Genomic DNA, 24318 nt, shown 5'->3' with positions numbered 1-24318 from the left:
GCCCTCATCACGAACAGTTTTGCCTCTCCTGGAGCAAACCGTATAGCATTGCAGCGAGACGTGTGAACTGGCCCGAGGCCGCGGCGGAAATTTGATGATGTCATCATATTCGACACGGCGGACATTCTTCGCCTTCATTGCCACTCTGGCGCTTGGCCTCGCTCCCGCGGCCGCTCAGGATGCGCGGCGGGGCTATGTCCCGCCCGCACGCGACATGGTGCGCGCCGTCGCCGCCGAGCACGGCATGGTGGTGGCGCAGGAGAAGATCTCCGCGCAGATCGGCGCCGACATCCTGCGGCGCGGCGGCAATGCGGTCGACGCTGCGGTCGCGACCGGCTTTGCGATGGCGGTGACCTATCCACGCGCCGGCAATATCGGCGGCGGCGGCTTCATGGTGATTCATTCCGCCGATCGCAATGAAGATACCACGATCGACTATCGCGAGACCGCGCCGGCCGCGACCACACCGCAGATATTCCTCGGCGCCGATGGCAAGCCTGACGCGACGAAGTCACGCGATTCCGCGCTCGGCATCGGCGTGCCCGGCACGGTCGCCGGCCTCGCGCTGGCATTGGACAAATACGGTTCGGGCCAGTTCACGCTGGCGCAACTGCTCGCACCCGCCATCGCGCTCGCCCGCGATGGCTTCACCGTCAGCGACGACATAGCCGATACGCTGCCGAGCTGGCACCAGCGGCTGGCACGCTGGCCTTCCTCGGCCAAGATCTTCTCGCGGTCCGATGGCACGCCGCTGGGCGAAGGCGACCGGCTGGTGCAGGGCGATCTCGCCGAAACGCTGTCGGCCGTCGCCGCACTGGGGCCGCGCGGCTTCTATGAGGGGCCGGTCGCGGAGAAGCTCGCCAAGGCCGTGACCGACGCCGGCGGGATCATGACGCCGGCCGACCTCAAGGCCTATCAGCCGGTCATCCGCGCGCCGGTGCGTGGCACATATCGCGGCTATGACATCGTCTCGATGCCGCTGCCGTCGTCCGGCGGCGTGGTGCTGGTCGAGACGCTCAACATCCTCGAAGGCTTTCAGCTCGCCGATCTGAAGCAGGAATCGCCGGCATCGCTGCATCTCCTGATCGAGGCCATGAAGCGCGCCTATGCCGACCGCGCGCGCTATCTCGGCGACCCCGCCTTCGTCAACGCGCCGATCGAGACGCTCATCGCAAAGGACTACGCCGCCAAGCTGCGCGCGGGCATTTCTGCCGAACGCGCCACGCCGTCGAAGGAGCTCGTGTCCGCGTCTGCCGCACCGCGTGAGGGCAGCAACACCACACATTTTTCCGTCGTCGATGCCCGCGGCAACGCCGTCAGCAACACTTACACGCTGAACTTCAGCTATGGCATCGGCCTGGTCGCCGACGGCACCGGCGTGCTGCTCAACAACGAGCTCGACGACTTCACCGCGGCAGTGGGCGCCTCCAACGCCTATGGCCTCGTCGGCTTCGAGGCAAACCTGCCCGGACCCGGCAAACGGCCGCTCTCGTCGATGTCCCCGACCATCGTGCTGCGGGACGGCAAGCCGGTTCTGGTAACGGGCTCGCCCGGTGGCAGCCGCATCATCTCGACTGTGCTCCAGGTGATCGTGAACGTCCTCGACTACAAGATGGATGTTGCGGCGGCCGTCGCAGCGCCGCGGCTGCATCATCAATGGTTGCCGGATGAAGTGCGCGTCGAGCGCGGCTTTCCCGACGACGTGCTGCTCGAGCTGAAGACGATGGGGCACCTCGTCGTCGAGCCGATGGGACAGACATCGGCCAATTCGATTCTCGTGACGCCGAACGGACCGCTCGGCGCGGCCGATCCGCGCACGCGCGGCGCGGAGGCGGCGGGGCAGTAGCCCGTTTTTCTCTGCATGGCGACAGCGCGCCGGCTTGCCGTGGCGGAGACGCGCGGACACGTATTGCACGCGGATTTAGTTTTCAATTGTCATCCCGGGACGGTGCGTAGCACCGAACTATGGTGCGCAATTGCGCACCGAAGAATCTCGAGATTCCGGGTTCGCCCTTCGGGCGCCCCGGAATGACAGTGAAAAAACTATCGCCCGACCTGATAGGGCCCGCCCTTCTCCAACGCGCGCGCATACGCCGGCCTCGCATGGATACGCTCCAGGAACGCCATCGCCTTGGGATGGCCCTGCTCGAGCCCGCCGCGCGCTTGGGCTGCTTCCAGCGGAAAGCTCATCTGGATATCGGCCGCGGTGAAGTCCCTGCCGGCGAACCATTCGCTCTTGGCAAGCTCGCCTTCCCAATAGTCCATGTGCTGCTTGAGTTGCGGATTGACCAGCGCGGTCAGCGCCTGATTGCAGACCTTGCGAACCAGCGGGCGCAGCAGTGCCGGCGCGCGCTTCGGCATCAGCGTGAACAGCAGCTTGAGCAGCAGCGGCTGCATCGCGGATCCTTCTGCATAGTGCAGCCAATAGGTGTAGCGCAGCCGCTCCGGCGTGTCAGGCGGCGGGATCAGCCGGCCGTTGCCATAGGTGGCGATGAGATATTCGATGATCGCGCCTGACTCGGCGATGGTGTTGCCGTTGTCGGTGATGACGGGCGACTTGCCGAGCGGATGGATCGCGCGCAGCTCCTTGGGCGCGCGCATGTCCGGCTGGCGCTGATAGCGCACGATCTCGTAAGGAACGCCCAACTCCTCGAGCAGCCACAGCACGCGCTGCGAGCGGGAATTGTTGAGGTGGTGAACGGTCAGCATCGCGGGGTCCTCAAGGATTGGGCGTGGTCGATCAGCCGCGCCGTTCGTGCCAGCACGGAAACACATTGTCGAGCCGTTGCTGCAGATATTTTCATCCGGGTATATTGACGCAGGGAATTTACCCGGGTATTAAGCTGCCAGCACGATCAATATGGCAATGATTCCAATGCAAGGGACCTACACAGCCTTCATCGGCCAGCGCCGGCTGGCCTCCGGCACGGCAGGCGATGTCGCGCTTGCCGTCAAGCGTGCCACGCAGCCGCTGGACCAGCCGATCATCATCTTTGACGACGGGACGGGCCGATCGATCGATTTCGACCTGCGCGGTGACGACCGCGAGGTGCTGGCGCGGCTGGCGAAGCTTGCCCCGCCGAGTGAGGCAGCTGAAGCACCCGCAGAGCCGCGCGGGCGCGGCAGGCCGAAACTCGGCGTGGTCGCGCGCGAGGTGACCTTGCTGCCGCGGCACTGGGAATGGCTCAACGCGCAGGCGGGCGGCGCCTCGGTCGCGCTGCGCAAGCTCGTCGACGAGGCCAGGCGCGCGAGCGGCGACAAGGACCGCGAGCGCCAGGCGCGCGATGCGGCCTATCACTTCATGTCGACCATGGCCGGCAACCTGCCGCAGTTCGAGGAAGCCTCGCGCGCGCTGTTCGCAGACGACCGGCGGCGCTTCACCGGGCTGATCGCGGACTGGCCGACCGATATCCGCGACCACATCGTCAAGCTCGCCTACAGTGACCGCGCGTAAACCGCGCACCGCTCCTCACAACCCCATCGACGGCCGAGCCGCGCATTGCGCGGCAACGGCTTCGCACGCCCTGATGAAAGGCCAATCCATGTCCGCCGCAAAACCGCTCTGGACCACATTCCTCCGCTTCCTTGCTCCCTTGATACTGAGCAACGCCCTGCAATCGCTGTTCGGCACTGTCAGCAACGTCTTTCTTGGCCAGATGCTCGGCGTCGACGCGCTGGCTGCGGTGTCGGCGTTCTTCCCGGTGATGTTCTTCCTGTTCGCCTTCGTCATGGGCCTGAGCACCGGCGCCACCGTGCTGATTGGGCAAGCGTTTGGTGCGGGCGACCACGGCCGGATCAAGATCATCGTGGGTACGACGCTCGCAGTCGGCCTGCTGCTATCGACTTCGGTTGCACTGATTGGCGGGCTCTTCAGCCGGCAATTGATGATCGCGCTCGCCACGCCCGCGGACATTCTCGATGAGGCCAGCGCCTATGCGCGCATCATGCTGCTGACCATGCCGCTCGGCTTCGTCTTCCTGCTGATGACCGCGATGATCCGCGGCATCGGTGACACAATGACGCCGCTGCTGGCGCTGGCGTTGTCGGCAGCGATCGGCCTGATCCTGACGCCATTGCTGATCCGCGGATGCTTCGGATTGCCGGCGGCCGGCATTACCGGTCCGGCATGGGCGGCCGCGATCTCGAACACGCTCACGCTGATCATGTTGGCCGTCTATCTGCTGCGGGGGAAGCACGCGCTCGCGCCGGACGCGGCGCTGCTGCGTCACCTGCAGCTGAACGGCGCCGTGCTCGGAAAGATCCTCGGCATCGGCCTGCCGAGCGCGATCGGCATGGTGGTGATGGCGATTGCCGAGCTGGTGCTCCTCGGCCTCGTCAACGGCTTCGGCTCAAACGCTACGGCCGCCTATGGTGCCGTCAATCAGGTGATGGGCTATACGCAGTTCACGGCGATGTCGATTTCGATCGCGGTCTCGATCCTCGGTGCGCAGGCCATCGGCGGCGGCGACCGGGCGCGGCTCGATGGCATCGTGCGCACCGGCCTTGCGTTCAATCTCGTTCTGACCGGGGGGCTGGTGGCGCTGATTTACCTGGCACCGCGCGCGGTGCTGGGCCTCTTCATCACCGACGGCGCCGTGCTCGATCTGGCGAAAGGGCTGCTTTACATCGCCTTGTGGAGCTCGGTGCCTTTCGGCCTCGCCACGGTGTTTTCCGGTGCAATGCGCGCGGCCGGCGTCGCTTTCACGCCGATGCTGCTGTCGATCTTCGCGATTGTCGCGATCGAGCTGCCGGCCGCGGTGATCCTGAGCCGCGCGATCGGCTTCGAGGGGATATGGGCTGCCTACCCGATCGTGTTCTGCGCCATGTTCGTCTTGCAGATGGGCTATTACCTCCTGGTGTGGCGCAAGCAGGCGATCCGGCGTCTGATCTGATCCTCAAAGTATTATGACCATCATTAAACGGTGGACCTGTGGCGCGGCCTGCGCCACAATGGTCGAAAAGCGACGTCAGGGAGAATGATATTGACCCGCACCGCCCCGCAATTTCTTTTCGATTTCGGCAGCCCGAACGCCTATCTCAGCCATCTGGCGATTCCGGCGATCGAGCAGCGGATCGGCGTCAAGTTCGAATATGTGCCGATCCTGCTCGGCGGCATCTTCAAGGCGACCAACAACAAGTCGCCGGCCGAGACGCTGGCCGGCATCAAGAACAAGCGCGAGTTCCAGGCGATTGAGACCGAGCGCTTCATCAAGCGCTTCCATGTCCAGCCCTATGTCTGGAATCCGCATTTTCCCGTCAACACGCTGAACTTGATGCGCGCGGCAATCGCGGCGCAGCTCGAGGGCGTCTTCGAAAAATATGTCGAGGCCGCCTTCCACCACATGTGGCGCGAGCCGAAGAAGATGGACGATCCTGAAATCGCGGCGAAGGCGCTGGAGTCCTCCGGCCTCGATGCGCAAAAACTGTTCGCCCGGGCCGGGGAACCCGACGTGAAGAGCAGGCTGATCAAGAACACCGACGAGGCGGTTGCCCGCGGCGCGTTCGGCTCGCCGACTTTCTTCGTCGGCAACGAGATGTTCTTCGGCAAGGAGCAACTCCGCGAGGTCGAGGAGATGGTCCTCGGCAAATAACCTCGTTCTCCAGCGACAGAATGTGATCGCGGTAACATTCTGGGTTGCTTCGCTTCGCTCGCAAGGGCGACTATAGATAGACCGCCAACAGCAAGAATAAGGACAATCCCATGCGTATCCTCGTGGTCGGCGCCGGCGCCATCGGCGGCTATTTTGGTGGCAGGCTGTTGCAGGCCGGCCGCGACGTCACCTTCCTGGTCCGGCCGCGGCGCGCCAGCGAGCTTGCGAGCGCCGGCCTCGTCATCAAGAGCCCGAATGGCGACGTGACCCTGAACAATCCGCCGACCGTGCAGGCGGACGCGCTCAAGGACAAGTTCGACGTCGTGCTCTTGAGCTGCAAGGCGTTCGACCTCGACGATGCTATCAAATCGTTCGCGCCGGCAGTCGGGCCGAACACCGCCATCATTCCGATGCTCAACGGCATGAAGCACCTCGACACGCTGGATGCCAAGTTCGGCAAGGAGCGCGTGCTCGGCGGCCTCTGCGCCATTGCCGCGACGCTCAGCGAGAAGCGCGAGGTGGTGCAGCTGCAGCCGATGCAGTCGATCAATTACGGCGAGCGCGACGGCAAGATGTCGGACCGGGTGAAAGCGATCGATGAAGCCTTCAAGAGCGGCATCACTGGCGCCACCGCCAGCCCGAACATCATGCAGGACATGTGGGAGAAGTGGGTGTTCCTCTCCTCGCTCGCCGCAAGCACGAGCCTGATGCGCGCCTCGGTCGGCAATATCCTTGCGGCTCCCGGAGGCCGGGATTTCCTGCTCGGCATGCTGGACGAGACCAGCGCGATCGCCACCGCGTCGGGCTACCCGCCGGCCGGGCCGTTCTTCGAGCGGGTGAAGGGCAACCTCACCACCGAGGGCTCGCCGATGACGGCCTCGATGTTCCGCGACATCAAGGCTGGCCTGCCGGTCGAAGCCGATCACGTCATCGGCGATCTCATCGCACGCGCCGATGCGGCCAAAGTGCCGGTGCCGAAGCTGCGCATCGCCTATACGCATCTGAAGGCGTATGAAAAGCAGCGGGCTGGATAGCTCCGCACCCATAACCACAGGGCGTGGTTATTGCGTGAGACGGTCACTCCGAGTCTTCGCCAAACTTGATCCTGTGGCTATGGGTCCCGGATCGGCGCGCGCTTGAGGCGCGCTTGTCCGGGACGACGGCGGAGTTTGTGGCCACACCTTCCCCTACTGCAAATGCGCGAGATAGTGCGAGACCGCCGTGATTTCCTCGTCGCTCATGTGATAGGCGACATCGGCCATCGCGGCGACGCCGCCGCCGACGCGCTGGCCGGCCTTATAGTCGTGCAGCGCCTTGACGAGATATTCCTCGCGCTGGCCGGCCAGCCGCGCAACCGCCTTGGTGCCGGCATAGCTGTCCGTGTGACATGAAGCGCAGCGGCGGCCGGCGGCAACCTGCGCGCCCTTTTTCGACAGGTCCGGATCTTTGTCCTCCGGACCTTTCGGTGGCGTCAGCTGCGAGAAATAGGCACCGAGATTGCGGATATCCTCGTTGCTGATCTCCTCGACGATCGGCTGCATCTGGTCGTTCTTGCGCGAGCCGGCACGGAAGAACACGAGCTGCCATTGCAGGAATTGATCGGGCTGGCCGGCCAGCGAGGGGATGTTCTCGGTCTGCGAGATGCCGTTCTCGCCGTGGCAGCCGGAGCAGGCGGCGGCCTTCTCCTTAATCGCGGCATTGTCGGCAGCGCTTGCGGGGACGAATGCAAGCGCAGCGATCGAGAGCGCGCCGATTGCGTACGAAGAGAACTGACGGCGCATGGCAAGGATTTCCGATCTATCTCGCTCGTCATTCCGGGGCGTGCGGAGCACGAGCCCGAGAATCCATAACCACGACTCGGGGTTATGGGTTCCGGACTTGCGCTAGCGCGCAATCCGGAACGACGTCGACGTTGAAAGCAAAAGAGGCTGCGGCCATCGCGCGGTCGCAGCCTCCCTATCGTCGCGCGCTACTTCTTGCTGTAGCTGATGCGATAGATCGCGCCGGCCCAATCGTCGGCGACGAGGATCGATCCGTCCTTGGCAAGGATGATGTCGTTGGGACGGCCGAGATAGCCCTGGTCGCCCTCGAGCCAGCCGGAGGCGAAGATCTCCTGCTTGGGATTCTTGCCGTCGGGCCCGACGATCACGCGCACGATGCGCGCGCCCTGGTACTTGTGACGATTCCAGGAGCCGTGCTCGGCGATCAGGATGTTGTTCTTGTAGTCGGCGGGGAATTGGTCGCCGGTGTAGAACTTCATGCCGAGCGGCGCGACATGCGCGCCGAGATTCAGCACGGGCGGTGTGAACTCGGAGCATTTGTGGCCCATCGCGAACTTGTCGTCGGGCAGATTGCCCTGGTGGCAATAGGGGTAGCCGAAATGCTCGCCGATCCTGTTGATCACGTTCAGCTTGTCTGAGGGCAGATCGTCGCTGATCCAGTCGCGGGCATTCTCGGTGAACCAGAGCTTGCCGGTGCGCGGATCGACGTCGCCGCCGACCGAGTTGCGGACGCCGAGCGCCCAGATTTCGGCGTTGCCGGTCTTGGGATCGACGCGCCGGATCTGCGACACGCTGGTCGGCGGGATGCCGATGTTGAAGGGCGGTCCGAACGGCAGGAAGAACCATCCGTCCTTGTCGACCGCGATGTACTTCCAGCCATGCGCGGCATAGGACGGCATGTCGTCATAGACGACCTTGCCCTGGCCGAGATTGTCGAGATTGGCTTCGGCGTTGTCGTAGCGGATCAGCTTGTCGACGGCGATGACGTAGAGCGCGCCGTCCTTGAAGGCGAGACCGGTGGGCATGTTCAGGCCCTTGAGGATGGTCTTGACCTCCTTCTTTCCGTTATTGTCCTTGATGGCATAGACGTTGCCGAGGCCGAACGAGCCGACGAACAGCGTGCCCTTGTCACCCCAGGCCATCTGCCGCGCGGCGAGCACGCCCGAGGCGTAGACCTCGATCTTGAAGCCGGGAGGCAGCTTGATCTTCTTGACGATGTTGGCGAGTTCGGCATCGGAGGCGCCGGTCGGCGGGCCCGAGGGCGGTGCGAGGCCCTTCTGCGCCTCGGTCTCGTCGCCGAGGAACCAGTCGTCCGGCGGATGGGTCCAGAACTCCTTGGTGCCGGATTCGTATTTCTTCAGCGCCCGGTTCTTGTCCTGCTGTTGCGCATTGCCAGCGCTGGTCCCCGCGAGAAGGGCCACGGCTGCAAGCGCCAACACGGATCGATGGAACATCGATGTCATCGCGTCACTCCCCTAAGGCAGCCGTCAGGGCTGCGCGTTATTTTGTTTTGCTAGTCGAAAGGCGAAGTTTGGAGTCCGTCGGGACGACAGACGCAAAAAGGTTAGCACATCTGTCAGGAGTGAGAAGCACGCTGGGTGCAGCGCGGCTGCGCTCATTAAAAATTGAGACGGAAGGTCAATGAACGGATGAACGCTGCGACGACCGCGCTCTCGCTGCAACGCGGAATCAAATTCGCGCGTGGATCGTTTTCAGGCGGCACGAAGGGGTGGACATACAAAGTATGCGAAAACAACCCCATGCACAGTAGAACGGCTCAGGCTGGCCCGCGCCGGTGACACCGGACAGGCATTTGAAGCGTCGAGCAAAATAGCAATCGCGGCGCTTACGAGGCGACGGGGTAGGGCCCATCGTCGAACACCGTGTCATGATAGCCTTTCGACCCGATCTCGCGCGCCAACGGGCTGCGAAAATCGCGGTCATCTCGCAGGCTGCGCAGCACATGCGCGAAGTCGAATTCGGGCCGCCAGCCGAGCTCACGCCGCGCGCGCTCATTGACATAGACGCGATCGATCGCAGGGAAGAGCCGCCAGCCGCGCGCGGCGTAGAGCTGCGCACACTCCGGATAGAGTGCGCGCACGACTCCGGCGGCATCGCGCGCCAGCGCTGCGAGATGGTGTTGCTTGAACGGGCTCGTAGCCGAGACGATGTAGCGGCCGAACCCGATTCTGGGCGCGCGCTCGACGGCCAGCAGATGGGCGCTGACCGCGTCCGCGATATCCAGCCGGCGATAGAGCAGCTCGTTGGCCTGCGCGTTCTCGAGCGGGTGAGCCGACCGCATCGCCGGATCATCGTCGTCCTCGGGAAAGAAGCGCGAGGTCCGCAGGACGACGACCGGCAGGGCGCGCTCGCGAAAGAACAGCTCGCAGAGATTCTCAGCCATCAGCTTGGTCGTGCCGTAAATGTTCTTCGGCACTGGCGGCAGGGCCTCGGTGACCCACACGGCCGCCTGCCCCGCCTCGGGACGCAGCTGCGAGCCGAACGCGCTGGTGGTGCTGGTGAAGACAACGCTCTTCACGCCGGCCGCCGCGGCCGCCTCGAGCAGATTGAGCGTGCCGGTGACGTTGGTATCGACAAAATCCTGCTTGGAGTGGGTCGCCACATGCGGCTTGTGCAGCGTCGCGGTGTGGATGACGGAGGAGACACCGTCCATCTGGCGCCGCACGAATGCCGGATCGACGATCGAGCCCACGGCATCGGTGAAGGGGGAGGGCTTCAGATCAAGCCCGCGCGCAGGTGACCCGCGCTCGCGGAGCGTCCGCAGAATGGCTTCCCCGAGGTGCCCTGCGCTGCCGGTGACCAGAATTGTCATGCGAGATCCAATACAGCCGTCAGCGCCGTGGAAAACCACGGCTCAATCCGGTTTAGCTGGATGCCCTGGGAAAAATTGGAGCGGGCGAAGGGGCTCGAACCCTCGACCCCGACCTTGGCAAGGTCGTGCTCTACCACTGAGCTACACCCGCATCCTGTGTCGGTCGCGTGACGCGCCGGCAACGGCTGTCGTATGCCAAAAGCGGGAGGGGAATGCAACAGCTACCGGCGGGATAGATTCGCAATCGGAGGCCCCATATGGACCCTGAATGCGGCGAAATCGCCTGAAAGAGCCCCGGAACCGGCGAATCGGGGGGCCTGGATTGAAATTCGGCCCATTCGGCCCAATTTAGGAGCCGACCAACAAGCATATGATGCGGCGGCGTGCTAAAGAGCCGCCATTCCAGACATTGACGAGGGGATCCCGTGACGATCATCGACCAGGGTAACGGAGCGGCGGGCCCGGCTGCGGCCGACCTGATCAAGGACACCACCACCCAGACCTTCGTGAAGGACGTCATCGAGGAATCGAAGCGCCAGCCGGTGCTGATCGATTTCTGGGCGGAGTGGTGCGGCCCCTGCAAGCAGCTCACCCCCGTGCTCGAGAAGGCCGTGAAGGCGGCCAAGGGCAAGGTCAAGCTGGTCAAGATGAACATCGACCACCACCCCGCCATCCCGGGCCAGATGGGCATCCAGTCGATCCCGGCCGTGATCGCCTTCGTCAACGGCCAGCCGGCCGACGGTTTCATGGGCGCGGTGCCGGAGAGCCAGGTCAACGCCTTCATCGAGCGGCTGACCAAGGGCGTCACCGCGCCGGGCGAGGTCAACGTCGCCGAGATCGTGCAGGAGGCCGAGACGGTGCTCGCCGAGGGCGACACGGCGGCGGCCGCGCAGATCTATGCCGAGGCGCTCCAGCACGATTCGACCAATATCGCGGCGCTTGCGGGCCTTGCGAAATGCTACGCCGTCTCCGGCGCGTTGGAGCAGGCCAAGCAGACGCTGGCCATGGTGCCGGAATCCAAGCGCAACGACCCGGCCGTGAAGGCCGTGCAGACCGCGATCGATCTCGCCGAGCAGGCGAAATCGCTTGGACCGGTCGCCGAGCTGGAACAGAAAGTCGCCGCAAACCCGCTCGATCATCAGGCTCGATTCGACCTCGCCACCGCGCTCAACGCGCAAGGCAATCGCGCGGCGGCGACCGAGCAGTTGCTCGAGATCGTCAAGCGCGACCGCAAATGGAACGACGACGGCGCCCGCAAGCAGCTGGTGCAGTTCTTCGAGGCCTGGGGCGGCACGGATGATGCAACCGTCGAGGGACGCAAGCGTTTGTCGACCATCCTGTTTTCGTAAGGCCCTCTTTTGAGCATGATCTGTTCGGAAAACCGCTCCACATTTTTCCGGATCATGCGCTAGCAACGCCAGTGGGACCGGGCAGATGCCGATCAACATCGAATATCGCGGTCCCGCCGACCTCCCGGAGATCATTCCGGTATTTCCGCTGCCGGGCGCGCTGCTGCTGCCCCGCGGCCAGATGCCGCTCAACATCTTCGAGCCGCGCTACCTCGCGATGGTCGACGATTCCTTCCGCGACGGCCATCGCCTGATTGGCATGATCCAGCCCGACGTGGCGCACTCGCCGAAGGATTCCGACAAGCCGGCACTGTTCCGCGTCGGCTGCGTCGGCCGCATCACCCAGCTCGCCGAATCCGGCGATGGTCGCTACATCCTCGAGCTCACCGGCGTCGCGCGCTTCAAGGTGGTCGAGGAGCTCGAGGTGCTCACCCCCTATCGGCAGTGCAAGGTGGACTTCTTCGCTTTCGTCGACGACTTCACCGCGCGCATGGGCGAGGAGGAGGTCGACCGCGAGGCGCTGCTGTCGGTGCTCGCCGACTTCCTGAAGGCGAACAATCTCAAGGTCGACTGGGAAGGCGTCGAGAGCGCGCCCAATGAAGCGCTCGTCAACGCGCTGGCGATGATGTCTCCTTACGGCCCCGCGGAAAAGCAGGCCATGCTGGAGGCGCCGGACTTGAAGACCCGCGCCGAGATCCTGATCGCGGTCACCGAGATGGATCTCGCCAAGAAGCGCACCAGCGGCGATCCGCCGCTGCAGTGAGGCTCTGAAGGCTCAGGCAGCGCGGATGGCTGCTCCGTCTCGCCGCAGCATTCTGGCGATGTCGGATGCAGGCACCGGCCTGCTGAAATAATAACCTTGCGTTTCGCCGCACCCTTCTTCGCGGAGAATGTCTAGCTGCTCCTTCGTTTCGACGCCTTCGGCGGTCGTCGTCTTGCCGAGGCTGACTGCGAAGCGCACCACTGCTCGCGCGAGATGGTGCGCCTCCGCCCGTGGACTGGATAGTTCCTCGACGAAACTGCGGTCGATCTTGACCTTGTCGAACGGGAATCTCTGCAGAAAGCTCAGCGAGGAATAGCCGGTGCCGAAATCGTCCAGGGCGATTCGCACGCCGACTTCGCGCAGCTGAGCGAGTGCCGCAAAAACCGCTTCGCTATCGTGCATGATCACCGTCTCCGTGACCTCGAGCTCGAGCCTGTGCGGCGCAATTCCCGAACTCGCCAGCGCGCCGACAATGACCGGGACGAGCTCCTTGCTCCTGAATTGAGCGGGCGACAGGTTGATGGCGATCCTGACATGTGCAGGCCATGTGGCAGCTTCCGCGCAGGCGGTCCTCAAGACCCATTCTCCCAGAGGCACGATCAAGCCGGTCTCCTCCGCAAGCGGGATGAATTCGCCCGGCAAGACCAGGCCTCGATGCGGGTGATGCCAGCGCAGCAAGGCCTCGAAGCCGCAGGTCTTGCCGGTCGCGGCGCTGACGAACGGCTGGTAGTGAAGCTCGAATTGACGGCCGGCAAGCGCATCCCGCATCTCGCGCTCCAGGTTGCGTCGCGCATGCATGAGCTGATCGAGCTCCGGCTCGAAGAAGCGGAATGCACCACGTCCACCACTCTTGGCCGAGTAGAGGGCGAGATCCGCGCTCTTCAGAATCACGTCGGAATCGTTGCCATCGCGCGGCGCGATGGCAATGCCGATGCTGGTGCCCACCGTCACGCGGTGATCGCCGAGATCGAAGGGTTCGCAAAGCGCCTGTCTGATGGTCTCGGCGAGGGCGGCGGCCTCCACGGCCGGGTTGGTCACGTAATCGATCACCGCGAACTCGTCGCCGCCCAGCCGGGCGATCAACGCGGTTTCCGTGACGCATTCGCGCAGCCGCGCGGCGACGGCGCGCAGCAGGGCATCGCCCGCCGGATGCCCGAGCGTGTCGTTGACTTCCTTGAAGCGATCGAGGTCGAGCATGAGCACGGCCAGATCGAGGCCGCCGTTGCGCGTCACCGCAATCGCATGCTCCATCCGTTCCCTGAGCAGCACGCGATTTGGCAGATCGGTCAGCGCGTCGTGTTGCGCCATATGGGTGATCTTGGCCTCGGACCGGCGTTGCTCGGTAACATCGAGATGCGTGGCCACCCATCCGCCGCCGGCCATTGGTTGTTGTGTCACGCAGATCAGCCGGCCATCCGCAAACTCGTCGATCCTGCTCGAGACGGCATCGAACGGCAAGGCCGCCAGCTTCGAGATGAATTGGTCGGCGGCCCCCGCGCTGGAATCGCCCTTGAGAATCCCCTTCACGATACGATGCCTGATGATGTCGGTGTGCGGTGTCCCCGTCCTCAGCAGATCCGGCGGCAGTCGATAGAGCCGGGCATAGCGCTCGTTGCAGACGACAAGCCGCTTATCGGCATTGAACATGCAAAGGCCCTCGACCATGTGATTGATCGCCGTGTCCAGCCTGAGCTTCTGTTCCCGTAGCTCGTTTTGCGAGTCTTCGAGTTGCTGCCGGGCGACGGAAAGCTGGCTGATGATCTCCTGGAACCCGGCGGTTCGGCTTGCAAGGCGACGATCGGCCAACACGCCGATCAGGCTCATCCCCAGCACGGAAAGCGCGACACCGGCGATGGCAAGCGCGAGGAACGCCGGAGAAAGCGAAAGCGTATCCGTCGTGAGGGTGGGATCCGGCGTGATCTGCACGGCGCCCATCGCCGTAAAGTGATGCGACATGATGGCGAGCGTGAGCAGGACGGCAACTGCCAGCGTGCCCCGATAGTCCTGATGGGTGAGGGCAACTGCCAGCGCGGCATAGCCGAGACACATGCCGAGAATGATCGAGACGAATACGAGATCCACTGACCAGGTGACCCGACCGGGCACTTCAAGGGCCCACATTCCCAGATAGTGCATGCTGGCAATGCCGCCACCGATGATGACACCGCCTGCCACCGCGCGCCACCGGCCGGTGGTGCCGACCGCAACGCCGAAACCGACCGAGGTCAGGAGCATTGCCGCAGCAAGAGAGGACGCCGTCAGCACGATGCCATAGTCCGTCGTAACGCCAGGCTCGTAGGCGAGCATCGCGACGAAATGTGTCGCCCAGATTCCGTATCCGATGGCGGCGCCGGCAATCGTGATCCAGACCCACCGCGTTCTTGCGCGCGTTGCGATCGCGCGATTGAAGATGCTGACCGCGACAATGCTTGCAGCAAAGCAGACCAGACCAGCGAGCACGACGAGCCGCCAATCGTGCTCGGCCGCAAGGCAGGAGAAAACGCGGAACATCCAATATCGCTCCATCGTCTATAGTGTCGATGGTGAACGCGCTAAACGTGCTTCGCGTTAATTTTGTGCAACGCCTGATTGCATACTTACCGGCAGGTTAACGTTGGTCGCACAATTGATCTGTCGGGTATTTCGTATGAAGCCGCAGCGTGATCGCGCCTGACCTGAGCGACGAAAGGCACGCGACGATCGGGAAACGGAACTTAAAGGTGGCCGCGGATGCGCTTGCGTCCAGTGATCATCGCGCGGATCAGGTTCTCGCGCTGCAAAATTCCCATCAGCACCACGCCCGCGACGTGGAGCACGACCAGGACGATGACGGCATCCGATGAATAGTGGTGGGCGTCTTCGACCCACCACACGCCGAAGAAAGTGACAGTGACCGACATCGCGCCGGTAATCGTCGAGACTGCGATCGAAACCAGCAGCGCGACCAGCATCAACGTGCCGGCCGGATTGAGCCCGATATAGCGGCCGGTGATGCCGCGACGCAGATTCCAGAGATAGCGAGGCGACGCGCGAAGCCTGACGCCGACCATGCGGAAGCGCGAATAGCGGCTTCCCCAGAAGCCCAAGACCAGGCGAAAAGCGAGAAGCCCCAGCACGGCATAGCCGACCACGCGGTGAAGGCGGTCATAAACGGTCGGCGTGAACCACGCGGCCAGAACGCCAGCCGCGAGGGCCCAGTGCCAAAGGCGCAGCGGGAGGTCCCAGACCGCGATCGTCCGCGGAGCGGTTCGCTCGGCGGGGGTCCGGTCGGACACCCCGCGTACGTCTGGCGCTTGTTCGATCAAGCGAAGACCACCCTCAAGCCTTGCTTTGCGCGGATTGCGTCGCGCGATCGACGCATTCTACTTGGCGATCGTGTGCTTCAGGCTGAGATCTTCGGGGCTGTAGAACAGCTCGTAGAGCTTGCCTTCCTTGACGCCGTAGACCTCGTAGCACGAGCCTTCGACCTTGGAGCGCCGCACCTCATAGCCCAGCGCCTTGGCCTTGGCTTCGGCCTCGCTGGCCGGCTTCCACGACGCCTTGTCGAGCTTGGTGCAATCCTTGAAACCGTCGGCCATGGCCGTCGATCCCGCGCCAATCCCGATCGTCAGTGCAATGGCAACAACACGAATGACCTTCACGAACGTCTCCTCCTCTGTCGTGCGCGCTACGCGAGCCGCGAAGCGGGACTGAAGGAAGCAAAGGAGGTGGTGAAGTCAATCGGTTACGGGCCTGGTTCGCTTTAGATAACTTCTAACATGCGCGAAAACGCGAGCGCTCCCCGCGCACAACGCGGATTTGCCCCACCGCTGCGGCCTTACGCCTCACAGGCCGGATGCGCGGCGCTAATAGCCTGCGACCGCGAGCGCGACGACGGCCCCCATGCCGACCCAGCCGAAATGGCGGCCGCGCGTGGCGAAGGCATTGGCGAGGCCCGCAAAGCCGAACACGACGGCGAGCGTGGCGACGATCCAGTGCCGGGCGAGGCTCGATTCCAGCCGGGGCGCAACCAGCAGCAGCACGCCGCTGCCGCTTAAGCCCGGTGATGGGCGGGCGCGAATTTCTGTGCTAAAGGCAGCCGACTGCCGGAGACCCCAATGAACGCGCCCACCGAACGTCCCGAACCCAGCGTCGATCCCAAATTGCTGGAGATTCTGGTCTGCCCGCTGACCAAGGGCCCGCTGGAGTTCGATTCCGCCAAGCAGGAGCTGATCTCGCGCAGCGCCAAGCTCGCCTATCCCATTCGCGACGGCATTCCGATCATGCTGCCGGAAGAGGCGCGCAAGATCGATTGAGGCTGCGGCCGTCGTTCTGTGTTATTGCGCAATGATGTTGCCACACACCAGGTGTCGCCCCCGCGAACGCGGGGATCCATACCCACAGGGAGTGGTTGTGGCGGCGAGCTGGTAACTCCGAGTCGTCGCCAAACGTCTCCCCGTGGTTATGGGTCCCGGATCTGCGCTCCGCCCTCGACAACGCTACGCGTGCCAAGAGCTGCGCTTGTCCGGGACGACGCGAGAGAGTGAGGCGCGAGCGCTCGCAACGCGCGCCTACAACGCCTCGCCCTTCAACAGCCGCGGCACCTCGCCGGTGAGGCCGGCGGCCTGACGGATGAAGAGGTTCTTCAGCGGCGGGGCGCGGTCGACCAGGCCGAGGCCGATGTCGCGCACGGTACGCAGCAAGGTCGACTGGTTGGAGAACAGGAAGTTCAGCGAGTTGGTGGCAACACCCATCGCCATGGTGTCGAAGCGGCGCCAGCGCTGGTAGCGCTCGAGCACGTCCGCCCCGCCGAGATCCATGCCGAGCCGCGCGGCATCGACCACGACCTCGGCGAGCGCCGCGACGTCCTTCAGCCCCATGTTCAGGCCCTGGCCCGCGATGGGGTGGATGACATGGGCGGCATCGCCGACCAGCGCGAGGCGCTCGGCGATGAAGGACCGCGCGACGAAATAGGACAGCGGAAACGCGCGCGGCGTGTCGAGCGCCTTGACCTCGCCGAGATGCAGGCCAAAGCGCTGCTCGAGCTCGCTGTGAAATTCCTCGTCACTGAGCGCAACGATGCGCGCGGCCTCGGCTCGGCGCTCGGTCCACACCAAGGAGGAGCGCTTGCCCGAGAGCGGCAGGATCGCGAACGGGCCCGCCGGCAAAAAGTGTTCTTCGGCGCGGCCTTCGTGATCGCGTTCATGTCCGACAGTAACAACGATGCCGGACTGGTCATACTCCCAGCCATGGGTGACGATGCCGGCGCGCTCGCGCAGCTTCGACCGCGCGCCGTCGGCGGCGACCAAGAGGCTCGCGGCGATCACGCTGCCATCGCCGAGCGTCACGTCGATGCCATCGATGCGCGCATCGTAGGAAGCAACCGTGGTGGCACGAAGATCGATGCCCTCGGCCTCGGCGCGCAGGACCAGCGCATCGATCAGGCGGCGGTTCTCGACCATGTGGGCGAAGGGCTCGCCCGGCGCGACATCGCCGGCAAAGTTGAGGAACGCCGGACGGGTGGCGTCCTCCAGCTTGGAATCGGTGACGACCATGTCGAGGATCGGCTGCGCCTCGCCCCTGACGTCATCCCAGGCGCCGATCGCCTCGAACAGGCGGCGGCACGCGGCGACGATCGCGGTGGCGCGCGGGTCCCGGCTCGGCCGCGTGCTGAGCGCGGCATCGGCGACGACGACGGGAATCTCGGGACCCAGCCCCTGGCGTAGCGCCAGGGCCAGCGCGAGCCCCGCAAACGCGCCGCCACCGATGACAATGCTACCCTGTACCGACATACCCAAGCTTCCCGGTCAATTCTCGGTCTTGCTAGCAGACTTGAGCTGGGCGAAACAGTGCGGTGAAACAAGGGCGGAACGGCCTCTTTCGGCCATTCCGGGGCGCGCAACGCGCGAACCCGGAATCTCGAGGTTATCAGCTCGAGATTCCGGGTTCATCGCTGTCGCGATGCCCCGGAATGACGATACAGCTTGAAAGCACCATCATGTCCAAAAGCCTGATCGACCTAATCTCGATCCTCGACCTCGAACAGCTCGAGGTGAATCTGTTCCGCGGCAACAGCCCAAAGACGAGCTGGCAGCGGGTGTTCGGCGGCCAGGTGATCGGGCAGGCGATGGTCGCCGCCTGCCGCACCGTCGAAGGCCGGCTGCCGCATTCGCTGCACTGCTATTTCATCCTGCCGGGCGATCCGCAGATCCCGATCATCTACCAGGTGGAGCGCCTGCGCGACGGCAAGAGCTACTCGACCCGCCGCGTCACCGCGATCCAGCACGGCAACGCGATCTTCTCGATCATGGTGTCGTTCCACGCCGAGGAGGAGAGTGCGTTCGACCATCAGGACAAGATGCCGGATGTGCCGCCGCCGGAAAAACTCACGGCGGAGGAGGTGGCGAAGCAGCCGATGTTCAAGGAGATGCCGGAGTTCATCCGCCGCTACTATGAATCCGATCGGCCGATCGAGCTGCGCCCGGTCGAGCTCGGCCGTTATTTCGGCCAGAAGATCGAGGACGGCCGCATTCACGTCTGGATCAAAACTGCGGCGAAATTACCAGACGATCCGGCGCTGCATATGTGTGCGCTCGCCTACGCCTCCGACTTCTCACTGCTCGATGCGATCATGGCGCGCTACGGCCGCACGCTGTTCGACAAGCGCATGATGCCGGCGAGCCTCGACCACGCGATGTGGTTTCACCGCCCGTTCCGCGCCGACGAATGGCTGCTGTACGCGCAGGATTCGCCGAGCGCGCAATCGGGCCGCGGCCTGACCCGCGGCTCGATCTTCAAGCCTGACGGCACGCTGGTCGCCTCCGTCGCGCAGGAAGGCTCGGTGCGCGAGCGGAGATAGCGCTCAATAGGCGCGAGCGGCCGCACCGCGGTCGACCAGCGCGAACTGCGACACGAACCAGCGGCCGTACCAGCGCAGCATCCACGGAATCGGGATGATCAAGCTGCACGCCAGCGAGAACACCACCGATCGCCACAGGATCTGCCAGCCACTGCCGTTGAAGGCGACCTCGCGCCGCGTACCCTCGATGTTCCGGCAATTCCAGCGCATCCAGAACGCGATCACCCAGGCCCAGCCGATGATGGTGATGGTCGAGATCAACATCAGCAGGTACCAGCCGACATAGCCGATCGCGCTGCCCTGGAACGAAAGCGGCAGACGCTCGCCGTTCGAGGTGAGGTTGGCGACGATCCAGCGCAGGATTACCCAGGCGAGAAACGCATTGGCGATCACGGCAAGGAGCGGCGCGAACGATATGCCGGTGGCGCCGGCGTAAGTCAGGAGCGCGTTGAGCATGAGCGCCCACCAGATGTCCATCGGCTGGCCGGCGAAACCGAAATTCGGGCGACCCGGCACCTGGATGTGCGAGGAGATGTATTGGTAGAACCAGACGGTGACCCAGGGTGCGGGGATCACCAGCAGGATGCCGATCACGAACACGATGCTGCGGCCGAGAAGTCCGAACGGGCTGAAGTCAGCCGCCAGCGATCCGCCGGCAGCACCGCCATAGCCGCCGCCCCTGATCGGCGGGCCGCCCGCCGGCATCATCGGCGGCGCGCCGCCGCCAAGCAGGCCGGGAATCTCGGCGGCCTTCTGCCAGCCGGCCATGCCCTCGGTCCACACCAGCGTGTCCGGGCGGACGACGCCCTGGGCGATCAGGTCGCGGAATTGTCCTTCCGGAAAGGGCCCCTGTTGCTTGCCCTCGGATGCGTAGAACCAACTCGCCATGAAGCGTCCCCCAAAATACTTATGTGCCGCCCGGGACCGGCAGGTTCACCCGATCCATGCCGAAAATGCATTGTGAAGGGTGGATGGCTGCCCTGTACAGAGGCGGCCATTCGCATGGCCAAACGTTTTTCCGCTTCAATCTGCAACTTTTTTGTGCCATTTGCCCGGAAAGATGCCAGATTGACGCGGCGCCGGGGACATACGGCGCGGCGCATCCCGGGGAATAGGCCTGACCATGAAACTCGTCGTCGCGATCATCAAACCCTTCAAGCTCGATGAGGTCCGCCAGGCCCTGACCGCGATCGGCGTCCACGGCATGACCGTGACCGAGGTGAAGGGTTACGGTCGGCAGAAGGGCCACACCGAGATCTATCGCGGCGCCGAATATGTCGTGAACTTCCTGCCCAAGCTGCGCATCGAGATCGCGGTCGCCTCCGACGTCGCAGACAAGGCGGTCGCCGTGATCACCGCGACCGCGCGCACTGGGCAGATCGGCGACGGCAAGATCTTCGTCACGCCGATCGACCACGCGCTGCGCATCCGCACCGGCGAGACCGACAGCGACGCGCTTTAGATTTTGATTACGGTACGAGACCCTCATGGTGAGGAGCGCGGAGCGCGCGTCTTGAACCATGAAGGCCAAGATCTCGCCTGCGGCCATCCTTCGAGACGCGCGCGAGCGCGCTCCTCAGGATGAGGGCGGAGTGCTTGTAACGTAGTTGCGACTGACTCTTTCTTCGATTGCACCGGGCAACGACGCCACAGCGTGCGACGTCATCACTGCTGGGGGAAATGACATGGCGGGATTGTTGCGCCGCGCAGCTGCTATGGCTGCGCCAATCGGATTTGTGTCCGTCGTAGCTTCGCCGGCACGCGCCGCCGCTTCGGAGATCAACACCGCCGACACCGCCTGGATGATCGTCGCCACCGCGCTGGTGCTGATGATGACGATCCCGGGGCTCGCGCTGTTCTATTCCGGCATGGTGCGCAAGAAGAACGTGCTCGCCACCATGGCGCAGAGCCTCGCCGCGGTGACGCTGATCTCCATCCTCTGGGTCGCGTTCGGCTATTCGCTGTGCTTCGTCGGCGATGGACCGTGGATCGGCACGCTCGATCGCTGGTTTCTCGCCGGCATGACCATGGACAGCGTCAACCCTGCTGCGAAGACCATCCCGGAATCGCTGTTCATGCTGTATCAGATGACGTTTGCCATCATCACAGTGGCGCTGGTCGCGGGCTCGGTCGCCGACCGCATGCGGTTCTCCGCCTATCTCCTGTTCTCGGTCGCCTGGTTCATCTTCGTCTACATTCCGCTGGCGCATTGGGTGTGGGGCGGCGGCTTCCTCGCCAGCATGGGCGTCTTGGATTTCGCCGGCGGCCTCGTCGTGCACCTGTCGGCCGGCACCGGCGGCCTCGTTGCGGCCAAGGTGATGGGGCGCCGTCACGGCTACGGCACCGAGAATCTCTCGCCGTTTGATCTGTCGCTCGCGGTGATGGGCACCGGCCTGTTGTGGGTCGGCTGGTTTGGCTTCAACGGCGGCTCGGCGGGCGCGGCCAATTCGCGCGCGGTGATGGCGATCATCGCGACCCATCTGGCCGCCTGCGCCGGCGCGCTGACCTGGGGCGCGATCGAATGGTCGACGCGGCGCAAGCCCTCCGTGCTCGGCATGATCTCGGGCGCGGTGGCCGGGCTCGGCACCATCACGCCGGCCTCGGGCTTCGTCGCGCCCTGGCATGGCATCATCATCGGCATCATCGCCGGGGCGGTCTGCTACTGGGCCTGTACCTGGCTGAAGCACCGCTTCAACTATGACGATTCACTTGACGTGTTCGGCGTCCACGGCATCGGCGGCCTGACCGGCACCCTGCTCGGCGGGGTGTTCGCGACCAGCGCCATCGGCGGCACCGCCGGCCTGCTGGAGGGCCATCCTCAGCAGCTCCTGATCCAGTTCTACGGCGTCGCCGTCACCTTCGTCTGGTCGGCGGGCGTCAGCTTCATCCTGCTCAAGCTGGTCGGCCTGTTCGTGCCCTTGCGCGTATCCCGTGAGCACGAGCTCGAGGGGCTGGATATTTCGCAGCACGGTGAAGCCCTGCAATAGGCGCTGATGCTACGAAATTACCTTCTCGCTGCACGACACATGAGCAACATTGTGTCGACAGCCTGTCGTGCCTTCGTTTTGAGCAGGCGTGACCACGTTTTGGGCGCGACGTAATAGCGCACTGCACCGCAACACCCGCCAAACGCGAAAACACCCGTTTTCATAATCCGTTAGGCAATACGCCCGATCTGGCACGGCATTTGATTCTAGGGGTCCGGCTGTGCCCGCGTAGTGAAACGTCTCCCTCGTGGCGAACCAGTCGAGAAACGCCCGGCCACGTCCGGACCGGGCCCAAGCGGGGATAGGACCCATGAAAATTGTTATGGCGATTATCAAGCCATTCAAGCTTGAAGAAGTCCGTGACGCCCTGACCGCCATCGGCGTTCACGGTCTCACGGTGACGGAAGTCAAGGGATATGGCCGCCAGAAAGGCCATACGGAAATCTACCGCGGCGCCGAATATGCCGTGAGCTTCCTGCCCAAGATCAAGATCGAGGTCGCTGTCGCCTCCGACCAGGTCGACAAGACCATCGATGCCATCACATCCGCGGCGAAAACCGGACAGATCGGCGACGGCAAGATCTTCGTCATCAACCTCGACCATGCGGTGCGCATCCGCACCGGCGAGGCCGATGCGGCGGCCCTCTGATTTCGCGCTCAACCTTATCCAAGCAGGAGTAAACAATATGACGTTCAAGCGTCCCTATGGCGCGGGACTGGCGGCTCTCGCAGTCGGCCTGTTCGCTGCGACCGCAGCCTACGCCGAGCCAACGGTCAACAAGGGAGACAACGCCTGGATGCTGACATCGACAGTGCTGGTGCTGTTGATGACGATCCCCGGTCTCGCGCTGTTCTACGGCGGTCTCGTCCGTTCCAAGAACATGCTCTCGGTCCTGATGCAGGTGTTCTATACCGTCTGCGTCGTCACCGTGATCTGGGCCGTGTACGGCTACAGCCTCGCCTTCACCGGCGGCTCCGACTTCATCGGCGGCTTCTCCAAGGCCTTCATGATGGGCGTCACCACCGACTCGAAGGCCGCGACCTTCTCGGTCGACGCCAACATCTCGGAGCTCATCTATGTGTGCTTCCAGATGACCTTCGCGGCGATCACGCCCGCCCTCATCGTCGGCGCCTTCGCCGAGCGCATGAAGTTCTCGGCCATCGCTCTCTTCATCCCGCTCTGGGTCACGCTGATCTACTTCCCGATCGCGCACATGGTCTGGTACTGGCCCGGCCCGGACGCGATCCAGGATGCGGCCAAGGCGCTGGCTGCGGCGGGTGACGCGGCGGCGAAGACCGCGGCACAGGCCAAGCTCGACGAGATCAACGCCGACGCCGGCTGGATCTTCAAGATGGGTGCGATCGACTTCGCGGGCGGCACCGTGGTGCACATCAACGCCGGCATCGCAGGCCTCGTCGGCGCTCTCCTGATCGGCAAGCGCGTCGGCTACGGCAAGGAGCTGATGGCCCCGCACTCGCTGACCATGTCGATGATCGGCGCCTCGCTGCTCTGGGTCGGCTGGTTCGGCTTCAACGCCGGCTCCAACCTCGAGGCCAATGGCGGCGCTGCCCTCGCCATGACCAACTCCTTCGTCGCCACCGCAGCCGCCGCGCTGTCGTGGATGTTCGCGGAGTGGATCATCAAGGGTCATCCGTCGGTGCTCGGCGTCATCTCCGGCGCGGTCGCGGGCCTCGTGGCCGTCACGCCTGCCGCCGGCTTCGCCGGCGTCATGGGCGCGATCGTCCTCGGCCTCGTGGTCGGCGTGGTCTGCCTGTTCTTCTGCACCGTCGTGAAGAACGCGCTCGGCTACGATGACTCGCTCGACGTGTTCGGCGTGCACTGCATCGGCGGCATCGTCGGCGCCATCGGCACCGGCATTCTGGTGAACCCCGCCCTCGGCGGCGCCGGCATCGTCGACTACACCGCGATCCCACCGAAGGTCGCCGATTACGAGTTCGCCACGCAGGTGCTCGCCCAGCTCAAGGCCGTCTGCACCACGCTGGTGTGGTCGGGCGTCGGTTCGGCGATCCTCTACAAGGTCGTCGATGTGATCGTTGGCCTCCGCGCCAATGTCGAGAGCGAGCGTGAAGGCCTCGACATCACCGAGCACACCGAGCGCGCCTACAACATGTAAGTCTCCTCCCGGGCACGGTCTCCCAGAAGACCGCGTCTACG

22 protein-coding genes, 1 tRNA gene and 1 pseudogene are annotated in these 24318 nt (G+C 64.3%); 13 read left to right on the top strand and 11 right to left on the bottom strand.

Annotation, left to right across the window (positions count from 1 at the left end):
- Positions 1-94: 94 nt before the first annotated feature.
- A complete protein-coding gene (gene ggt, locus YU9_RS0118445; RefSeq protein WP_084298989.1) occupies positions 95-1846 on the top strand; it encodes a gamma-glutamyltransferase in 1752 nt (583 codons plus the stop codon).
- A 197-nt stretch (positions 1847-2043) separates the two neighbouring features.
- Here ggt and YU9_RS0118440 read toward each other — a convergent pair whose 3' ends face one another.
- Entirely contained in the window at positions 2044-2709 is a 666-nt protein-coding gene (locus tag YU9_RS0118440) for a glutathione S-transferase family protein (protein ID WP_027574148.1), read from the bottom strand.
- A gap of 166 nt (positions 2710-2875) precedes the next feature.
- Between YU9_RS0118440 and YU9_RS0118435 the strand changes: the two genes are divergently transcribed.
- The 4 genes from YU9_RS0118435 to panE all read left to right on the top strand — a co-directional run bounded on the left by YU9_RS0118435 (position 2876) and on the right by panE (position 6625).
- Entirely contained in the window at positions 2876-3454 is a 579-nt protein-coding gene (locus YU9_RS0118435) for a DUF2239 family protein (RefSeq protein WP_036017481.1), read from the top strand.
- An 88-nt stretch (positions 3455-3542) separates the two neighbouring features.
- On the top strand, positions 3543-4892 hold the full coding sequence (locus YU9_RS0118430) for an MATE family efflux transporter (protein WP_027574146.1): 1350 nt from the start codon (positions 3543-3545) through the stop codon (positions 4890-4892).
- Between the two features lie 90 nt (positions 4893-4982).
- Positions 4983-5591 carry a 2-hydroxychromene-2-carboxylate isomerase gene (locus YU9_RS0118425; protein ID WP_027574145.1) on the top strand — a complete coding sequence of 203 codons (609 nt, stop codon included), beginning with the start codon at positions 4983-4985 and terminating at the stop codon, positions 5589-5591.
- A 110-nt stretch (positions 5592-5701) separates the two neighbouring features.
- Positions 5702-6625, top strand: a complete 924-nt coding sequence (panE, locus tag YU9_RS0118420; RefSeq protein WP_027574144.1) for a 2-dehydropantoate 2-reductase — start codon at positions 5702-5704, stop codon at positions 6623-6625.
- Between the two features lie 153 nt (positions 6626-6778).
- Here panE and YU9_RS0118415 read toward each other — a convergent pair whose 3' ends face one another.
- From YU9_RS0118415 to YU9_RS0118400, 4 genes are all read right to left on the bottom strand, one after another.
- Positions 6779-7372, bottom strand: coding sequence for a cytochrome c (locus YU9_RS0118415; RefSeq protein WP_027574143.1), 594 nt, complete (start codon positions 7370-7372; stop codon positions 6779-6781).
- Positions 7373-7560: 188 nt separating this feature from the next.
- Positions 7561-8835: a sorbosone dehydrogenase family protein gene (locus YU9_RS0118410; protein ID WP_027574142.1), complete on the bottom strand. Its 1275-nt coding sequence runs from the start codon at positions 8833-8835 to the stop codon at positions 7561-7563.
- 383 nt (positions 8836-9218) lie between these two features.
- Entirely contained in the window at positions 9219-10205 is a 987-nt protein-coding gene (locus tag YU9_RS0118405; RefSeq protein WP_027574141.1) for an NAD(P)-dependent oxidoreductase, read from the bottom strand.
- A 76-nt stretch (positions 10206-10281) separates the two neighbouring features.
- Positions 10282-10356 (bottom strand) — tRNA-Gly (locus tag YU9_RS0118400).
- Between the two features lie 274 nt (positions 10357-10630).
- Here YU9_RS0118400 and trxA point away from each other — a divergent pair.
- Together trxA and YU9_RS0118390 are read left to right on the top strand one after the other, a co-directional pair.
- Entirely contained in the window at positions 10631-11554 is a 924-nt protein-coding gene (gene trxA, locus YU9_RS0118395) for a thioredoxin (protein WP_027574140.1), read from the top strand.
- Positions 11555-11639: 85 nt separating this feature from the next.
- Complete coding sequence (locus tag YU9_RS0118390) at positions 11640-12317, top strand: LON peptidase substrate-binding domain-containing protein (protein WP_027574139.1); 678 nt, start codon at positions 11640-11642, stop codon at positions 12315-12317.
- A gap of 12 nt (positions 12318-12329) precedes the next feature.
- Here the strand turns inward: YU9_RS0118390 and YU9_RS0118385 are convergent, their stop codons facing one another.
- From YU9_RS0118385 to YU9_RS47850, 4 genes and pseudogenes are all read right to left on the bottom strand, one after another.
- A complete protein-coding gene (locus YU9_RS0118385; RefSeq protein WP_027574138.1) occupies positions 12330-14828 on the bottom strand; it encodes an EAL domain-containing protein in 2499 nt (832 codons plus the stop codon).
- 203 nt (positions 14829-15031) lie between these two features.
- A complete protein-coding gene (locus tag YU9_RS0118380; protein ID WP_027574137.1) occupies positions 15032-15622 on the bottom strand; it encodes a cytochrome b/b6 domain-containing protein in 591 nt (196 codons plus the stop codon).
- A 57-nt stretch (positions 15623-15679) separates the two neighbouring features.
- A complete protein-coding gene (locus YU9_RS0118375) occupies positions 15680-15958 on the bottom strand; it encodes a PepSY domain-containing protein (RefSeq protein WP_027574136.1) in 279 nt (92 codons plus the stop codon).
- A gap of 204 nt (positions 15959-16162) precedes the next feature.
- Positions 16163-16348 (bottom strand): annotated as a pseudogene (locus tag YU9_RS47850) (hypothetical protein); the annotation flags it as partial.
- Positions 16349-16414: 66 nt separating this feature from the next.
- Here YU9_RS47850 and YU9_RS0118365 point away from each other — a divergent pair.
- Positions 16415-16612: a Trm112 family protein gene (locus YU9_RS0118365; RefSeq protein ID WP_027535355.1), complete on the top strand. Its 198-nt coding sequence runs from the start codon at positions 16415-16417 to the stop codon at positions 16610-16612.
- A gap of 255 nt (positions 16613-16867) precedes the next feature.
- Here YU9_RS0118365 and YU9_RS0118360 read toward each other — a convergent pair whose 3' ends face one another.
- Positions 16868-18088: a ubiquinone biosynthesis hydroxylase gene (locus YU9_RS0118360; protein WP_027574135.1), complete on the bottom strand. Its 1221-nt coding sequence runs from the start codon at positions 18086-18088 to the stop codon at positions 16868-16870.
- A gap of 206 nt (positions 18089-18294) precedes the next feature.
- On the opposite strand from YU9_RS0118360, the gene tesB reads away from it, so the two are divergent.
- Complete coding sequence (gene tesB / locus YU9_RS0118355) at positions 18295-19155, top strand: acyl-CoA thioesterase II (protein ID WP_027574134.1); 861 nt, start codon at positions 18295-18297, stop codon at positions 19153-19155.
- Between the two features lie 3 nt (positions 19156-19158).
- On the opposite strand, the gene YU9_RS0118350 is transcribed toward tesB, so the two are convergent.
- Positions 19159-20043: a DUF4339 domain-containing protein gene (locus YU9_RS0118350; protein WP_027574133.1), complete on the bottom strand. Its 885-nt coding sequence runs from the start codon at positions 20041-20043 to the stop codon at positions 19159-19161.
- A gap of 235 nt (positions 20044-20278) precedes the next feature.
- On the opposite strand from YU9_RS0118350, the gene YU9_RS0118345 reads away from it, so the two are divergent.
- The 4 genes from YU9_RS0118345 (at position 20279) to YU9_RS0118330 (ending at position 24277) form a co-directional block, all read left to right on the top strand.
- Positions 20279-20617, top strand: a complete 339-nt coding sequence (locus tag YU9_RS0118345) for a P-II family nitrogen regulator (RefSeq protein ID WP_008142802.1) — start codon at positions 20279-20281, stop codon at positions 20615-20617.
- Positions 20618-20840: 223 nt separating this feature from the next.
- Positions 20841-22142, top strand: coding sequence for an ammonium transporter (locus tag YU9_RS0118340; RefSeq protein ID WP_027574132.1), 1302 nt, complete (start codon positions 20841-20843; stop codon positions 22140-22142).
- Between the two features lie 310 nt (positions 22143-22452).
- Positions 22453-22791 (top strand): P-II family nitrogen regulator, encoded by a 339-nt coding sequence (locus YU9_RS0118335; RefSeq protein WP_008142813.1) that lies wholly within the window; start codon positions 22453-22455, stop codon positions 22789-22791.
- A gap of 37 nt (positions 22792-22828) precedes the next feature.
- Positions 22829-24277: an ammonium transporter gene (locus YU9_RS0118330; protein WP_027574131.1), complete on the top strand. Its 1449-nt coding sequence runs from the start codon at positions 22829-22831 to the stop codon at positions 24275-24277.
- Positions 24278-24318: the final 41 nt, after the last annotated feature.

The sequence above is a fragment of the Bradyrhizobium sp. WSM1743 genome, from assembly GCF_000473065.1.
GTDB lineage: Bacteria > Pseudomonadota > Alphaproteobacteria > Rhizobiales > Xanthobacteraceae > Bradyrhizobium.
This window is presented reverse-complemented; position numbering and strand designations above follow the sequence as displayed.

Excerpts from the sequence above, each read along its gene's own strand:
- YU9_RS0118340 (WP_027574132.1), top strand. The coding sequence starts at position 20,841 with ATGGCGGGATTGTTGCGCCGCGCAGCTGCTATGGCTGCGCCAATCGGA.
- YU9_RS0118415 (WP_027574143.1), bottom strand. The coding sequence starts at position 7,372 with ATGCGCCGTCAGTTCTCTTCGTACGCAATCGGCGCGCTCTCGATCGCT.
- YU9_RS0118435 (WP_036017481.1), top strand. The coding sequence starts at position 2,876 with ATGCAAGGGACCTACACAGCCTTCATCGGCCAGCGCCGGCTGGCCTCC.
- YU9_RS0118335 (WP_008142813.1), top strand. The coding sequence starts at position 22,453 with ATGAAAATTGTTATGGCGATTATCAAGCCATTCAAGCTTGAAGAAGTC.
- YU9_RS0118330 (WP_027574131.1), top strand. The coding sequence starts at position 22,829 with ATGACGTTCAAGCGTCCCTATGGCGCGGGACTGGCGGCTCTCGCAGTC.
- YU9_RS0118365 (WP_027535355.1), top strand. The coding sequence starts at position 16,415 with ATGAACGCGCCCACCGAACGTCCCGAACCCAGCGTCGATCCCAAATTG.
- panE (WP_027574144.1), top strand. The coding sequence starts at position 5,702 with ATGCGTATCCTCGTGGTCGGCGCCGGCGCCATCGGCGGCTATTTTGGT.
- YU9_RS0118350 (WP_027574133.1), bottom strand. The coding sequence starts at position 20,043 with ATGGCGAGTTGGTTCTACGCATCCGAGGGCAAGCAACAGGGGCCCTTT.
- tesB (WP_027574134.1), top strand. The coding sequence starts at position 18,295 with ATGTCCAAAAGCCTGATCGACCTAATCTCGATCCTCGACCTCGAACAG.
- YU9_RS0118345 (WP_008142802.1), top strand. The coding sequence starts at position 20,279 with ATGAAACTCGTCGTCGCGATCATCAAACCCTTCAAGCTCGATGAGGTC.
- YU9_RS0118405 (WP_027574141.1), bottom strand. The coding sequence starts at position 10,205 with ATGACAATTCTGGTCACCGGCAGCGCAGGGCACCTCGGGGAAGCCATT.
- YU9_RS0118430 (WP_027574146.1), top strand. The coding sequence starts at position 3,543 with ATGTCCGCCGCAAAACCGCTCTGGACCACATTCCTCCGCTTCCTTGCT.
- YU9_RS0118410 (WP_027574142.1), bottom strand. The coding sequence starts at position 8,835 with ATGACATCGATGTTCCATCGATCCGTGTTGGCGCTTGCAGCCGTGGCC.
- ggt (WP_084298989.1), top strand. The coding sequence starts at position 95 with ATGATGTCATCATATTCGACACGGCGGACATTCTTCGCCTTCATTGCC.
- YU9_RS0118390 (WP_027574139.1), top strand. The coding sequence starts at position 11,640 with ATGCCGATCAACATCGAATATCGCGGTCCCGCCGACCTCCCGGAGATC.
- YU9_RS0118360 (WP_027574135.1), bottom strand. The coding sequence starts at position 18,088 with ATGTCGGTACAGGGTAGCATTGTCATCGGTGGCGGCGCGTTTGCGGGG.
- YU9_RS0118440 (WP_027574148.1), bottom strand. The coding sequence starts at position 2,709 with ATGCTGACCGTTCACCACCTCAACAATTCCCGCTCGCAGCGCGTGCTG.
- YU9_RS0118385 (WP_027574138.1), bottom strand. The coding sequence starts at position 14,828 with ATGTTCCGCGTTTTCTCCTGCCTTGCGGCCGAGCACGATTGGCGGCTC.